Genomic DNA, 13,180 nt, shown 5'->3' with positions numbered 1-13,180 from the left:
TTGTCTGGTACGGCGGTGTATGAGCTAGGCGATCAAGCGGCGGCGGGTTGGTCTGCGGCGGGCAGCATCGGGAAACCGAGGCGCTCGCGCGAGTCGTAATACGCTTGCGCCACCAGGCGCGACAGGGTGCGCACGCGGCCGATATAGGCGGCGCGTTCCGTCACCGAAATGGCGCCACGCGCATCTAACATATTGAAGCTGTGCGAAGCCTTCATGATTTTCTCGTAGGCGGGCAGGGTCAGTTGCAGCTCGATCAGGCGCTTCGCTTCCGCTTCGTAGTTGCCGAACTGTTCGAACAGCAGGTCCGTGTTCGCGTGCTCGAAGTTGTAGGTCGATTGCTCCACCTCGTTCTGGTGGAAGACGTCGCCGTAGGTCAGCTTTTTGGTAGTCCCGTTTTCTTCCCACTCGGTCCAGACCAGGTCATACACGTTTTCCACGCCTTGCAGATACATGGCCAGGCGTTCGATGCCGTAGGTGATTTCGCCCAGCACAGGCTTGCAATCGAGGCCGCCCACTTGCTGGAAGTAGGTAAATTGGGTCACTTCCATGCCGTTCAGCCAGACTTCCCAGCCCAGGCCCCAGGCGCCCAGGGTCGGGCTTTCCCAGTCGTCTTCGACGAAGCGCACGTCATTCTGCTGCAAGTCCAGGCCCAGGGCGGCCAGCGAACCCAGATACAGATCGAGGATGTTTTCCGGCGCGGGCTTCAAGACCACCTGGTACTGGTAGTAGTGCTGCATGCGGTTCGGATTTTCGCCATAGCGGCCATCCTTCGGACGGCGCGACGGCTGCACATACGCGGCGCGCCAGGGTTCCGGGCCGATCGCGCGCAGGAAGGTGCCGGTGTGGAAAGTGCCGGCGCCGACTTCCATGTCGTAAGGCTGGAGCAGGGCGCAACCTTGCTTGTCCCAATAGGTTTGCAAGGTCAGGATAATTTGTTGAAATGTGAGCATCGTATGAGTTCGCCGCGCGGGAGGCTGCGCTTTGTTAAGGTTTGCTTGAAGCCCGCACGCTGTTGGGCTAGCGTCCGGGCCGGGATTTTGCTAATTTTAGCGGTTTTTACGGGCCCACTGTGACTCTTCGGGCAATATCGGCCGACTATTCCTGCGCAGCGCGGCCACGGCGCGCGGCGCGCGACAGCAGGAAGGCCGTCAGCAGGGCCAGCGCGGCCAGGGCCAGCACCAGTTTATTGCCATACAGAATGTATGGCGTCATGCCGCCCATGCCTTGCACCTTGGCCGCCAGAGTGGCTTGCTGTTCCGGCGGCAGCAGGCTTTGCACCACGCCCTTGCCGTCGATGACGGCGGTGGCGCCCGTGTTCGTCGAGCGCAGCATGGGGCGCCCCGTTTCCAGGCTGCGCATCTGCGAAATCTGCAGATGCTGGGGGATGGCGATCGAGTCGCCAAACCAGGCCAGGTTCGAGATATTCAGCAGCACCGAGGCCGACTGCTTGCCATGGCGGTGGGCGCTGGCCAGCTGTCCCGCGATTTCTTCGCCAAACAAGTCTTCGTAGCAGATATTCGGCAGCACCAGCTGGTCGCGCACGGCCAAAGGCGCTTGTACTTCCGCGCCGCGGCCCATGTCGCCCAGCGGGATGGCCATCATGGCGACAAACCAGTGCAGGCCGGGCGGTACGAATTCGCCGAACGGTACCAGATGGTGCTTGCGGTACTGGTAGTACGGTCCCGGCGTGCCGTTGGGCGTGATGCCCACGGCCGCATTGTAGAAGCGCTGTTGTTCGTCGAGCACGGGCATGCCAACCAGGATCGTGCTGCCCGTCTGCTGCGCATACGTGCCCAGGCTATCCAGATAGCCGGGCGGCAGCTGGTGCGGCAGCACGGTGACGGCCGTTTCCGGCGTGGCGATCAGGTCGGCCGGCGCGCTGGTGATGGCATTCTGGTACATCTGCAGGGCACCGAGCACGAAGCCGGGGTCGAATTTCTGCTGCTGCGGCACATTGCCCTGCAACAGGCGCACCGTGATGGGGCGCCCGACCGGATGGGTCCAGTTCACGTATTGCAAGCCAACGCCGGCCGCGTACAGCGCGATGACGCCGCCCAGAGCTAACCACCGCGTGCGGTGCAGGGGGTGGACTAGCAGCAGCAGGGCGCCGGCCGACAACGCCGCCAGCCAGCCCAGGCCATACGACCCGACGATGGGGGCAAAGCCACCCAGCGGGCTGGCATTGTGGGCGTAGCCCGTGGCCAGCCACGGGAAACCCGTAAACAGCCAGCCGCGCGTCCATTCGAACAGGGTCCACGTCGCTGGCAGCACCAGCAGGGTCATGGCGGGCAGGGAGAGTACCCAGCGCTGGCGCAGCCAGGCCGCCGCGCCCATGGCCAGGGCCACGTAAATGGCCATCAAGAGGGCCAGCAGCGCCACGGCGATGGCCGCGATTGGTGCGGCCATGTCGCCATAGCGGTGCATGGAGATGTACAGCCAGTGCGTGCCGGCCGCGCACCAGCCGAAGCCATAGGCCCAGCCGATCAGCGCGCCGGCCTTGACGTTCGCCGCGCGCAGTACCTGGTAGAACAGCACGCCCAGGCTGAGGATTTGCAATGGCCAGTAGCCGAAAGGGGCGAACGCCAGCACGGCGACGGCGCCGGCGATGGCGGCAGTCAGCATGCGCGCCCACGTGCTGCGGGGCGGTTTGGCGGGGGCGTTGGGATCTAAGCGTCTGAAACGCATTTACAGCACGCGCATGTCAGAGTTCCAGTTCCGGCACGTTGGGCAGGCGCTCGACGAGCAGCACGTGCACCTGGCGCGCATCGGCGCGCAGCACCTCGAAGCGCAGATTGCCCAGGTCGAAGATGTCGCCCTTGTGCGCCATGCGGCCCAGGTACTTCGAGACCAGGCCGCCGATGGTGTCGACGTCGTCGTCCACCAGGTGGCTGCCCACTTCTTCGTTAAACTGTTCGATCTCGGTCAGCGCCTTGACCCGCCAGCGGGGGCCGAACTGGCCTTCCTTGAGCGAGAGGATGTTGTCCTCGGCTTCATCGAAGTCGTATTCGTCCTCGATGTCGCCGACGATCTGTTCCAGCACGTCTTCGATGGTGATCAGGCCGGCGACGCCGCTGTATTCATCGACGACGATGGCCATGTGATTGTGGTTGGCGCGGAAATCGCGCAGCAGCACATTCAGACGTTTCGATTCGGGAATGAAGATGGCGGGGCGCAGCATGTCGCGCACGTCGAAAGTCTCTTCTGCGTAATAACGCAGCAAGTCTTTCGCCAGCAGGATGCCGATGACCTTGTCGCGCTCGCCTTCGATCGCGGGGAAGCGCGAGTGGGCGGTGGACAGGACTTCCGGCATCCATTCCTCGATCGGCTTGCTGATGTCGATGACATCCATTTGCGAACGGGGAATCATGATGTCGCGCGCACAGAGATCCGATACCTGAAACACGCCTTCGATCATCGACAGGGCGTCGGCGTCGATCAGCTTGCGTTCATGCGCATCGTGTAGAACATCGAGCAATTCTGCACGGTTCTCTGGCTCGGGGGATATGAGTGCGGTCAGGCGTTCAAACAGTGACCGGTGGGGCTTGACGTCAGTTCTGACGCCACTAGGGTGCTCGGGCATAGGAGGCGTGAGCCGTTGTTGCGAAGGGATATAGGATACACCAAAAGTGGGGGAATACCGGATTTCCCCGCTTTTGATGCAAATTTAATACGTTGAAGTGCGCCGTTGCCCGACGTTTCAGGCGTCCTGGCCCAGCACGCGCGCGCGCAAGGCCGCCACGTCCGCCAGCCAGTCCGTAAAATGCTCGCTATCCTGCCACAGCTGGCGCAGTTCCGACGACTCGGCCACGATCTTGTCCAGCGCCTGGCGCGCCTTTTCCAGCAGCGGCGGCGTGACTTTCTTCTTGCAGGCGGCCACCCATTCGTCCACTTCCGCCGTGGCCGGGTCGTTTTCTCCCGGCTTGCCTTGCAGGCGCGCGATCACATCGAGCGCGGCCAGCGCCTCGGCGGCAAACGGCGCTTCGAGTTCCGCTTCCTGGCTGTCGATGACGTTGTCGAGCGTCGTCTCGACCAGTTCCAGGGTTTTGTATTCGTGCAGATCCTGCGCCCAATCCATGGCGTAGTCGTTGCCGAAGGCGTCGGTGGCCCAAGTGCCCATAGTGTGTCCTTGTTACGTGTGTGGTTGATGGCGCTATTGTGGCTGTCGGGTTACGGCGTATCGCCTAACCCGACCTACGACTCCGCTTACGTTGTTGGGTGTTGTCGGGTTACGCCCTGCGGGCTAACCCGACCTACCCCGACCTACCCGGTCTGCGGGTTTTATTTTTGGTCCGCATAGGGATCGCTGATGCCGAGTTTTGCGAGGATCTCCGTTTCCAGGCCCTCCATCTCGGTGGCTTCCTCGTCATCCATGTGGTCGTAGCCCTGCGCATGCAGCACGCCGTGCACGATCAGATGGGCCGTGTGCTCTTCCACGCTTTTCTTTTGTTCCGCCGCTTCCTTTTCCAGCACGTCCGTGCACAGGATGATGTCGGCGCGCGTCGGCTCGTCGTCATTCAATTCTTCGCCTTCGTTGTAGGCAAAGGTCAGCACATTGGTGGCGTAATCCTTTTCGCGGTAGTCGCGGTTCAAGGTACGGCCTTCTTCGGCGTCGACGAAGCGGATGGTCAATTCGGCGGGCGCGAACAGGGCCGCCTTGACCCAGCGGCGCACTTTGGGCCGCGTGATCAGGGTTTCCAGGCGGGCGTCCGGGTATTGCACGGACAAGGACAGTTTATTTTTTTCGGACATTTTTGGCGGCAGCTGGTGTGATCAGGGGGAGTAACTGGGTGGCGTTGGCGCCGGCCGCCTGCGCCGTTTCATACGCATCGACGATGCGCGCGACGAGCGGATGGCGCACCACGTCGCTGCTGTTAAATTGCGTAAAGCCGATGCCGCGCACGTCTTTCAGCACGTGCACGGCGTCGATCAGGCCGCTTGTCTGGCTCTTGTGCAGGTCGACTTGCGTCACGTCGCCCGTCACCACGGCCTTGCTGCCAAAGCCGATGCGCGTCAAAAACATCTTCATCTGTTCGACGGTGGTGTTTTGCGCTTCATCGAGGATGACGAAGGCGTGGTTCAGGGTGCGCCCGCGCATGTAGGCCAGCGGGGCGATTTCGATCACCTGTTTCTCAAACAGTTTTTGCGTGCGGTCAAAGCCCAGCAAATCGTACAACGCGTCGTACAGGGGACGCAGATACGGGTCGACCTTTTGCGCCAGGTCGCCCGGCAGGAAGCCCAGGCGCTCGCCCGCTTCGACGGCGGGGCGCGTCAGGATGATGCGCTTGACGGCATCGCGTTCGAGCGCGTCGACGGCGCAGGCGACGGCCAGATAGGTTTTACCGGTGCCGGCCGGACCCACGCCGAAACTGATGTCGTGTTCGAGGATGTCGCGCAGGTAGGCGATCTGGTGCGGCGTGCGCCCGCGCAGGTCGCTGCGCCGCGTTTTCAGCACGGGGCTGGCGATGTCTGGCTCGACGAAGGTGCTGGCAGGCGCGTTGACGTGGTGTTCCGAAGCGGCGGACAGTCCCGCGCGCTGCTCCACCAGGGCCAGCTGCACTTCTTCCAGCGGCACGACCTTGTTGGCGATGGCGTAGAACTGGTCGAGGATTTCCACCGCCCGTTCGGCATTGCTGCCGCCGACGATGAATTTCTCGCCGCGGCGGAAGATCGTCACGTCGAGGGCGGCGGAAATCTGGCGCAGGTTTTCATCGAGCGGCCCGCACAGATGCGCCAGGCGCGTGTTGTCCAGCGGCTCGGGGATGAAGTAATGCGGCTGTATCGGGGCTTTGGTTTTCAACTGGCTCTTTTCAATGCGGGGGCGCTGGCGACGAGTTCGCCGCGCAGGGTGTAGGAATGGCTTTCGGTGATGCGCACGTCGACCAGCTGGCCGATCAGTTGCAAGCCGTCCGGGCCGGCGTCGAAATTGACGACGCGGTTGTTTTCCGTGCGGCCTTGCAGTTCACTGTCATCGGTGTCCTTCTTCGAACGGCCTTCGACGAGGATGGTTTGCACGCTGCCCACCATGGCCAGGCTGTATTTGCGCGTGTTGGCGTCGATGGCCGCCTGCAGCTGCTGCAAACGGGCCAGCTTGACTTCATGCGGCGTATCGTCTGCCAGGCTGGCGGCCGGCGTGCCGGGGCGCTTGCTGAAGATGAAGCTGTAGCTGTTGTCAAACCCCACGTCGGCGATCAGCTTCATCATGGCGTCGAAGTCCGCTTGCGTCTCGCCTGGGAAACCGACGATGAAGTCGGACGAAATGGCCATGTTCGGGCGCACGGCGCGGATGCGGCGGATGATGGACTTGTATTCGAGGCCCGTGTAGCCGCGCTTCATGGCGCCCAGGATCTTGTCGGAACCGTGCTGCGCCGGCAGGTACAAATGGTCGACCAGCTGCGGAATCTTCGCATAGGCGTCGATCAGGCGCTGCGTGAATTCCTTCGGGTGGCTGGTGACGAAGCGCATGCGCGCGATGCCGGGAATGTCGGCCACGTATTCGAGCAGCAGGGCGAAGTCGGCAATGTCTCCGCCTTCCATCACGCCACGGTAGGCGTTCACGTTCTGCCCCAGAAGGGTGATTTCCTTGACGCCCTGGGCGGCCAGGCCCGCCACTTCCGTCAGCACGTCTTCGAAGCGGCGCGACACTTCCTCGCCGCGCGTGTAAGGCACGACGCAATAGCTGCAATATTTGCTGCAGCCTTCCATGATGGAAACAAACGCCGAAGCGCCGTCGACCTTGGCTGGCGGCATGTGGTCGAACTTTTCGATTTCCGGGAAGCTGATGTCGACCTGCGAGGCGCCGCTGGAACGGCGCAGTTCGATCATCTGCGGCAGGCGGTGCAGGGTTTGCGGGCCGAAGACCATGTCGACATACGGCGCGCGCTTGACGATGGCGTCGCCTTCCTGCGAGGCCACGCAGCCGCCCACGCCGATCAGGAGGTGCGGCTTGGCCAGTTTCAGCTCGCGCAGACGGCCCAGGTCGGAAAATACTTTTTCCTGTGCCTTTTCGCGCACGGAGCAAGTGTTGAGCAGGATCACATCGGCATCTTCCGGCGTGTCGGTGCGCACCAGGCCGTCGGAAGCGCCCAGTACGTCGGCCATCTTGTCCGAGTCGTACTCGTTCATCTGGCAGCCGAAGGTTTTAATGAATACTTTTTTCTGCATGGAGTCGGATGCTTATCGGTAAATGTGGCGGCAAGTAAGTGGGACAAATAAGTGGGGCGGCAAATAAGCCGGGCAGGGGGCTTGCGCCGTGCGCCGCTCGGGGCGGGAGGCGGTGGATCACCGGCCGGGCGCCTCTGGCTGCCCGCTGGCAGGCTCGCTGCAAGTTCAGGCCATAGTTTAGCGTAAATCGCCGGGACGGGCCATGTTGTGCTGAGCATGCCGACAAGATTGCAGCGTGAATACGGCGCCCGGCAAGGCGATGCCCTAAAGCATTTATTGCCGTGTGACACCATTGATTTGTAACAAGTTGCTGCAAAGCCTTGTGTGCGGCCGCTGGCATCCTAATGTGTTGAAATAGCATCGTTGGCAAGCCAACTAGCAGCTTGATTGATATTTAACAATCAGGAAGTTTGCGCGAGGCGCAGATGCGGCCTGTTTGGACTAGTATATTGTTTTATATGCAATTCATTTCGGTGGGTTGCAGTGCATTTACTCACGCGGCAAGCTGCGCACGTTGGCTGTGCGAGTCCTGTGCAGGCAGTGCGACAAGGAGGGAAGGCGGAGGGGAGGCTGAATCCGATGGAAGGACGTTTATTTAAACACTCTAAGCCAGCCTTAAGTTCGTATCGGCATTCTTTGAACATTCACTAGACGAGGAAAAATCATGGCACATCATGCATTAGCATCGCAAGAGAGTTACAACCCGAATCACCTGCTGGATATTCTGCTGAGCAAGATGCAGCTGAAAAACGACGCAGCCCTGTCGCGCTTGCTCGAAGTGGCGCCACCCGTCATCAGCAAGATCCGCCATCACCGCTTGCCGGTCGGCGCCTCGCTGCTGATCCGCATGCACGAAGTGACGGGCATGAGCATCCGTGACCTGCGCGATTTGATGGGCGATCGCCGCACCAAGTATCGTCTGTCTGACGCCCAGGGCCGTCCAAAAGCGGAAGACCGCGGCGATGCGCAAGAATCGAATTACGCGCACTGATGTGGCGGTTGCACGCTGACTGTGCCGCTTGCGTCACTGCTGGCGGCAACAGGCTGGTGTGGACCGGGCAGCATGGAGACACCGCAGTACCCATAACGGCTTTCGCTTCGCGGCGAGAGCCGTTGGCATTTGGTGCGGCGTTTAGCTCAGCAGTGCCGAGGTGATTTCGTCGTAGCGCAGCTCCGTTTCGCGGAACAGTTGCAGATACGTTTCTTCGCTCAGGCCCAGCGCATCCCAGGCCACCGGCGAGACGCGCGGGACCATGTCGTCGCCCGCCTGCGCCAGGTCGAGCGCACAGACGATGGCATTGGCGACGTGGATCAGCGCTGCCAGGAAACCTGCCCCCGGCGTTTCCGGCTGCAGGTAGTTGGCCAGCGCCAGGCGCATGGTGTCGGAAAAATTCCAGTGTTCGGCCAGTGCCACGCCCGCCTGCACGTGGTCCACGCCCAGCACGGCCTGCTCCGCTTCGAGCAGGCTGCAATCGTGCGCTGCCTGGTGCACGATGACTTGCGCGTAGTGTGCGGGAAAGCTGCTGACCAGCACCAGGCGACCGATGTTATGCAACAAGCCGGCCGTGAAGGCGTAATCCTGGTTGAAGCGGATCTGCCGCGCCAGCACCTTGGCGCAGCCGGCCGTCGCTACCGAATGGCGCCAGAAGGCCTTGTCGTCGAAGCCGGGGCAGCGCCCTTCCGGGAAGCAGCCCGTGATGGCGGCTGAGGTGATCAGGCTGCGTGTGGTCTGGAAACCCAGGTAGGTGATCGCCTGCTGGATGGTGGTGGCCTTCACTTGCAAGCCATATTGCGAGGAGTTGGCCAGGCGCAGGGTTTTTGCCGTCAGCGCCTGGTCGTAAGAGACTTTTTTCGCCAGCACGGAAATATCGACGTCTTCCTGGTCTATGCTGTTGAGCAGCTCCATGACGACGGCGGGCAAGGAAGGCAGGTCATCGAGGTGGGCGACGATATCGTCGAGCGTCAGCTGGGTGCTCATGCTGGCTCTCCCGTGCCCAGGCGATATTGCGTGACATAGTTGCGCAGCAAGGTCGTGGCCGCGTCCTCGGGATCGTCCGGATCCAGCTTGCGAAACAGGTAGGCCAGCCGTTCGCTATCGGCCGCCTGCTGCGCGGCCACTACCTCTGGCGAAGGGGGCGGCGCCTGGATCGGCAGCATGGCGATGCCGTGGCGCGGCATCAGGGACAGCATGTTTTCCGTCAGTACCGCGCCTTGCGGCAACAGCACTTGTCCATGCGCGTCGAGCAAGACATCCGACAAGATCATGCCAGGACGAACTTGTTCCAGGGGTAGATGTTGATGCGTGACCGCCATGACGACTCCTTAGATGATTGCGGGATATTACCATTGCCATGACGCAATGTCTCAACCTGTATCAAGGCCCGTGTCTAAAGTGGAAATACTGTAAATCTTGCCAATAAGCATGTCATACCGTACATTTGATACAGGCAGTTGCATTGCTGACGTATCTGCGCCCGCGCCGCGGGCCGGCGGCTGGCCTGGCCCGGGGAGTGTTGATCGATGGTGAGTATCCAAGTCCGGCTGACCCTGCTTTTTGTCGTGATCGTCACCTTGGTGCTGGGTATTTCCGGCAGCTATACACAATATACCTTAAGCAAGGAACTTGAATCGGGCAGCGCGCGCCTGCGCAGCGGCGTGCTCACGCGTTTGCAAACGAGCTTGCCTTCGGCCCTGTGGGACCTCGATAAATCCAAGGTCGACAGCATTGTCGCGGCCGAAATGCTGCCGCCGGAGCTGGTCGGCATCCGCGTCTACGACGCCTCCGTGGGCCTGTTCGCGGGGGAAGTGCGTGACGCGGCCGGCACCCTGGTGCCTTTGACCTCCGACGTGGCCATGGGCGGCACGCCCGTCGAGGCGCCGCTGGTATTCCGCGACGCCGTGGCGGTGGCCACGGGTGGCAAGCCGGTGATCGTCGGCAAGGTCATCGTCAATTTCAGCCGCGCGCAGATCGATGCCGCCCTGCGCGGCGAAGTGCGGCGCAAGGTGCTGGAAGTGTTGCTGCTTGACATCATCCTGGTGGGCGCTCTGGTGCTGAGCCTGCGCATCATCTTCGGGCCCTTGAAACAGCTGCGCGACGGCTTGATCGACCTGGCCACGCGCGGTAGCGACGAGGTCGAAGAACTGCCGGAAAACCGGCGCGACGAACTGGGCGATGTGATCCGCGGCTTCAATGCCGTGCAGCGCAAGCTCAAGTCCATCATCGAGGGCAGCCGCGAGGCGGAAGACATGGCGCGCCGCTCGCAGCAGGAGACGGCGCAGGCGATGGACGAGCTGCGCCGCGCACAGGAATCGTTGCTGCAGTCGGAACGCCTGGCCTCGCTGGGCAGCCTGGTGGCCGGCGTGGCGCACGAAATCAACACCCCGGTCGGCATCGCGCTGACCAGCGCCTCGGTGCTGAAGGAAGCGACCGATCACATCAGTGCAGCGGTGGCCGGTGGCAGTGTGAAGAAAACCGATATCGTGCGCTACCTGGAAACGGCCGGCGAGAGCGCGCGGCTGATCATGAACAATGCCTATCGCGCCGCGCACCTGATCCACAGCTTCAAGCAGATCGCCGTCGACCAGGTCAGCGAGGCGCGCCGTTTGTTCGAATTGCGCGACTATATCGGTGAAGTGATCTCGAGCCTGCAGCCGACCCTGAAAAAGACGCGCATCCGCATCGATATCGATTGCCCGCCTGACATCATGCTCGACAGCTATCCGGGTGCGCTGGCGCAGGTGCTGACCAACCTGGTCTTGAACTGCGTTGAGCACGCCTTCGATGCGGACACGGCCGGCAACATCCATATTGGCGTGCGCCGCGACGGCGAGTGGATCGCCATGCAGGTGCGCGATAACGGCCGCGGCATCGCGCCCGACATGCTCGACCGCGTGTTTGACCCGTTTGTCACCACGCGGCGGGGACAGGGCGGCACGGGCCTGGGCTTGAATATCGTGTTCAACTTGATTGCCAAGCAGTTTGGCGGCACCATCACGGTTAGCAGCACGCTGGGACAGGGCGCAACATTCCTGCTGCGCCTGCCCACGGTGACGCCGTTGCCGGACAGCACCAGCAGCCCGGCATAGGCAAGGAGAACAGATATGGCACAGCTAGAAAACAGTCAGCAAGTAGCGCTTTTGCGCGGGATCAATGTGGGCCGCGCCAAGCGCGTGGCCATGGCCGACCTGCGCAAGCTGCTGGGCGACCTGGGTTTTGCGCAGGTACGCACAGTACTCAACAGCGGTAACGTCGTGTATGACGGGGGCAAGGTGGCGCCGGCCGAGGCCGCTGTCCGCATTGAGGAAGCGCTGGTGCTGAAACTGGGCGTCGCGGCCCGGGTGACGGTGCTGTCGGCTGTCCAGTTTGCCGAACTGATCGAACAAAACACCCTGGCGCCGGCGGCCGATGCGGCCCGTCTGCTGACCTTGGTGCTGAACAATCCGGCCGATGTCCAGCGCCTGGCGCCGCTCTTGCAGCGGCCGTGGCAGCCGGAAGCGCTGGCGCTGGGGCGATGGGCCGCGTATGCCTGGTGTCCTGATGGCGTGCTGGCCAGCAAGGTGGTGGCGTCACTGGGTGTACTGCTGGGCGATGGCGTCACCTCGCGCAACTGGGCTACCATGCAAAAATTACATACGCTGCTGAACGGGCCCGAGGCGGCAGCCACCTTGGCCAAGGAGCACTGATGCCTGCCATCGAGACGCCATGAACTGGGATATCGTCAAGGGCGTGCTGATCCTGCTGCTCGCCGTCAGCGCCCTGGGCACGGCCTTCGTGCTCATGTCCGCCTCGGGGCCGGACAAGGCGGGCTGCATCGCGCGCGCCCTGAAGTCGGGTATTCCGGTGGGCAATATCGAAAGGGTGTGCCGCTTGCTGGACAAGTAAAAAAAATTCCGCGCAAGGCGGAATTTTTTTAATGCAAGGGCATCGGCCGCCGGAATGGGCTCAGCCATCGAATTTTTCCTGTTTTTCACCGTGCATGCTCAAGGCCAGCAAACCCAGTCCCACCAGCAACATCGAGACCATGCTCGCTTCGGGCACGGGCGGCGGCACGTTCGGCTGTTGTACGGCAGGAGTGGCGGCGGCGGCGGTGGGGGGCGCCAGTGCGCTTTGGCGCGTACCGGCGTTGAGCCAGCGCGGGGTCGCATTGAGCGTCGTGTGCTGCGTCAGCAGGCGTGCATACGGCAAGTCCGGCGTTTCCCAGGTGGGATTGTCCGTCATGTTGTTGAAAGCGAGACTGTCGTCGCTCACGGCAGGCGCGCTGGCGGCCACATTGCCGGCATACGCCGACAGCGCCAGCACGGCCACGCATAGCGGCTGAAATATCTTCATCGTTGACTCCCTGGTTCACCGTGCGGCGTGGCCGAAACCGGCCTGCGCCTGGACGGATAATGCGCCTGTACGGGGGCGTATCACAATTTTTCTGATGAGGTCTTATTACAGCACAAATCGTGGCAATTTTGCTACGCATATTTGCTTTAAATTACGAATATTTATTATTTTGATAGCATGAAAGCTATCGCTGCCGCACACTTTGCATGAGCACGCTATCGCTGAAAAACACTGTTGTTTTTTTGTGCGAATCGCCAGCAGGAAAACAATATATTGATTAGTATATTGTTTATCGTACGATGTACAACATGATCGCCTGTGGGAGGGCAAGATGGAGACAGTTACAACACAACACGCCGAGTACAACCTCGACGCCATGCGTGGCTCGGCCTATAAGGCCAGCTCGCTGCTCAAGGCCATGGGCAATGCTGACCGCCTGATGCTGCTGTGCCAGCTATCGCAGGGCGAACATTGCGTCAGCGACCTCGAACAAAAAGTGGGTATCGGCCAGCCGACCCTGTCGCAGCAGCTGGGCGTGCTGCGCGAAGAGATGCTGGTGGCCACGCGGCGCGACGGCAAGCAGATTTATTATCGCGTCGCCAGCGCGCCCGTGCTGGCCGTGCTGCAAGTGCTGTACGCGCAGTTCTGCGCGCCGCGTCTGCCGTTCAACGACGAAGCGGACTGAGGCCG

15 protein-coding genes are annotated in these 13,180 nt (G+C 61.8%); 5 read left to right on the top strand and 10 right to left on the bottom strand.

The features are described 5' to 3' along the window. Positions 1–32: 32 nt before the first annotated feature. The 7 genes from glyQ to miaB form a co-directional block, all read right to left on the bottom strand. Complete coding sequence (gene glyQ, locus ACP7EG_RS11215) at positions 33–950, bottom strand: glycine--tRNA ligase subunit alpha (RefSeq protein ID WP_176387428.1); 918 nt, start codon at positions 948–950, stop codon at positions 33–35. A 145-nt stretch (positions 951–1,095) separates the two neighbouring features. Continuing rightward, complete coding sequence (gene lnt, locus ACP7EG_RS11210) at positions 1,096–2,622, bottom strand: apolipoprotein N-acyltransferase (RefSeq protein ID WP_426087662.1); 1,527 nt, start codon at positions 2,620–2,622, stop codon at positions 1,096–1,098. 79 nt (positions 2,623–2,701) lie between these two features. After that, complete coding sequence (locus ACP7EG_RS11205; protein WP_071075558.1) at positions 2,702–3,580, bottom strand: HlyC/CorC family transporter; 879 nt, start codon at positions 3,578–3,580, stop codon at positions 2,702–2,704. A 117-nt stretch (positions 3,581–3,697) separates the two neighbouring features. Then, on the bottom strand, positions 3,698–4,117 hold the full coding sequence (locus tag ACP7EG_RS11200; RefSeq protein WP_426087661.1) for a DUF4259 domain-containing protein: 420 nt from the start codon (positions 4,115–4,117) through the stop codon (positions 3,698–3,700). A 161-nt stretch (positions 4,118–4,278) separates the two neighbouring features. Beyond that, positions 4,279–4,749, bottom strand: a complete 471-nt coding sequence (gene ybeY / locus ACP7EG_RS11195) for an rRNA maturation RNase YbeY (RefSeq protein ID WP_426087660.1) — start codon at positions 4,747–4,749, stop codon at positions 4,279–4,281. Then, a complete protein-coding gene (locus ACP7EG_RS11190) occupies positions 4,733–5,797 on the bottom strand; it encodes a PhoH family protein (protein ID WP_426087659.1) in 1,065 nt (354 codons plus the stop codon). Before ACP7EG_RS11190 ends, ybeY begins: the two co-directional genes overlap by 17 nt. Further along, on the bottom strand, positions 5,794–7,161 hold the full coding sequence (gene miaB / locus ACP7EG_RS11185) for a tRNA (N6-isopentenyl adenosine(37)-C2)-methylthiotransferase MiaB (RefSeq protein ID WP_426087658.1): 1,368 nt from the start codon (positions 7,159–7,161) through the stop codon (positions 5,794–5,796). The genes ACP7EG_RS11190 and miaB overlap by 4 nt, the downstream gene beginning before the upstream one ends. Positions 7,162–7,825: 664 nt before the next feature. On the opposite strand from miaB, the gene ACP7EG_RS11180 reads away from it, so the two are divergent. Beyond that, the gene (locus ACP7EG_RS11180) at positions 7,826–8,152 is read left to right on the top strand and encodes a hypothetical protein (protein WP_034746769.1); all 327 of its coding nucleotides are present in this window, start codon (positions 7,826–7,828) and stop codon (positions 8,150–8,152) included. Positions 8,153–8,293: 141 nt separating this feature from the next. Here ACP7EG_RS11180 and ACP7EG_RS11175 read toward each other — a convergent pair whose 3' ends face one another. Both ACP7EG_RS11175 and ACP7EG_RS11170 read right to left on the bottom strand, forming a co-directional pair. Beyond that, entirely contained in the window at positions 8,294–9,139 is an 846-nt protein-coding gene (locus ACP7EG_RS11175; RefSeq protein ID WP_426087657.1) for an HDOD domain-containing protein, read from the bottom strand. Beyond that, positions 9,136–9,474, bottom strand: a complete 339-nt coding sequence (locus ACP7EG_RS11170; protein WP_426087656.1) for a hypothetical protein — start codon at positions 9,472–9,474, stop codon at positions 9,136–9,138. Before ACP7EG_RS11170 ends, ACP7EG_RS11175 begins: the two co-directional genes overlap by 4 nt. Before the next feature lie 207 nt (positions 9,475–9,681). Here ACP7EG_RS11170 and ACP7EG_RS11165 point away from each other — a divergent pair, with 207 nt between their 5' ends. The 3 genes from ACP7EG_RS11165 to ACP7EG_RS11155 are packed head-to-tail and all read left to right on the top strand — an operon-like array spanning position 9,682 to position 12,043. Further along, the gene (locus ACP7EG_RS11165) at positions 9,682–11,247 is read left to right on the top strand and encodes a sensor histidine kinase (protein ID WP_426087655.1); all 1,566 of its coding nucleotides are present in this window, start codon (positions 9,682–9,684) and stop codon (positions 11,245–11,247) included. Between the two features lie 15 nt (positions 11,248–11,262). Beyond that, positions 11,263–11,844, top strand: coding sequence for a DUF1697 domain-containing protein (locus ACP7EG_RS11160; RefSeq protein ID WP_426087654.1), 582 nt, complete (start codon positions 11,263–11,265; stop codon positions 11,842–11,844). A 19-nt stretch (positions 11,845–11,863) separates the two neighbouring features. After that, complete coding sequence (locus tag ACP7EG_RS11155; RefSeq protein WP_099762197.1) at positions 11,864–12,043, top strand: hypothetical protein; 180 nt, start codon at positions 11,864–11,866, stop codon at positions 12,041–12,043. 60 nt (positions 12,044–12,103) lie between these two features. Here the strand turns inward: ACP7EG_RS11155 and ACP7EG_RS11150 are convergent, their stop codons facing one another. Continuing rightward, the gene (locus tag ACP7EG_RS11150) at positions 12,104–12,490 is read right to left on the bottom strand and encodes a hypothetical protein (RefSeq protein WP_426087653.1); all 387 of its coding nucleotides are present in this window, start codon (positions 12,488–12,490) and stop codon (positions 12,104–12,106) included. Between the two features lie 331 nt (positions 12,491–12,821). Between ACP7EG_RS11150 and ACP7EG_RS11145 the strand changes: the two genes are divergently transcribed. After that, complete coding sequence (locus ACP7EG_RS11145; RefSeq protein ID WP_426087652.1) at positions 12,822–13,175, top strand: ArsR/SmtB family transcription factor; 354 nt, start codon at positions 12,822–12,824, stop codon at positions 13,173–13,175. The last annotated feature ends 5 nt before the right edge of the window (positions 13,176–13,180 follow it).

The sequence above is a fragment of the Janthinobacterium sp. PSPC1-1 genome, from assembly GCF_049897625.1.
GTDB classification, from domain to species: Bacteria; Pseudomonadota; Gammaproteobacteria; order Burkholderiales; family Burkholderiaceae_D; genus Janthinobacterium; species Janthinobacterium tructae.
This window is presented reverse-complemented; position numbering and strand designations above follow the sequence as displayed.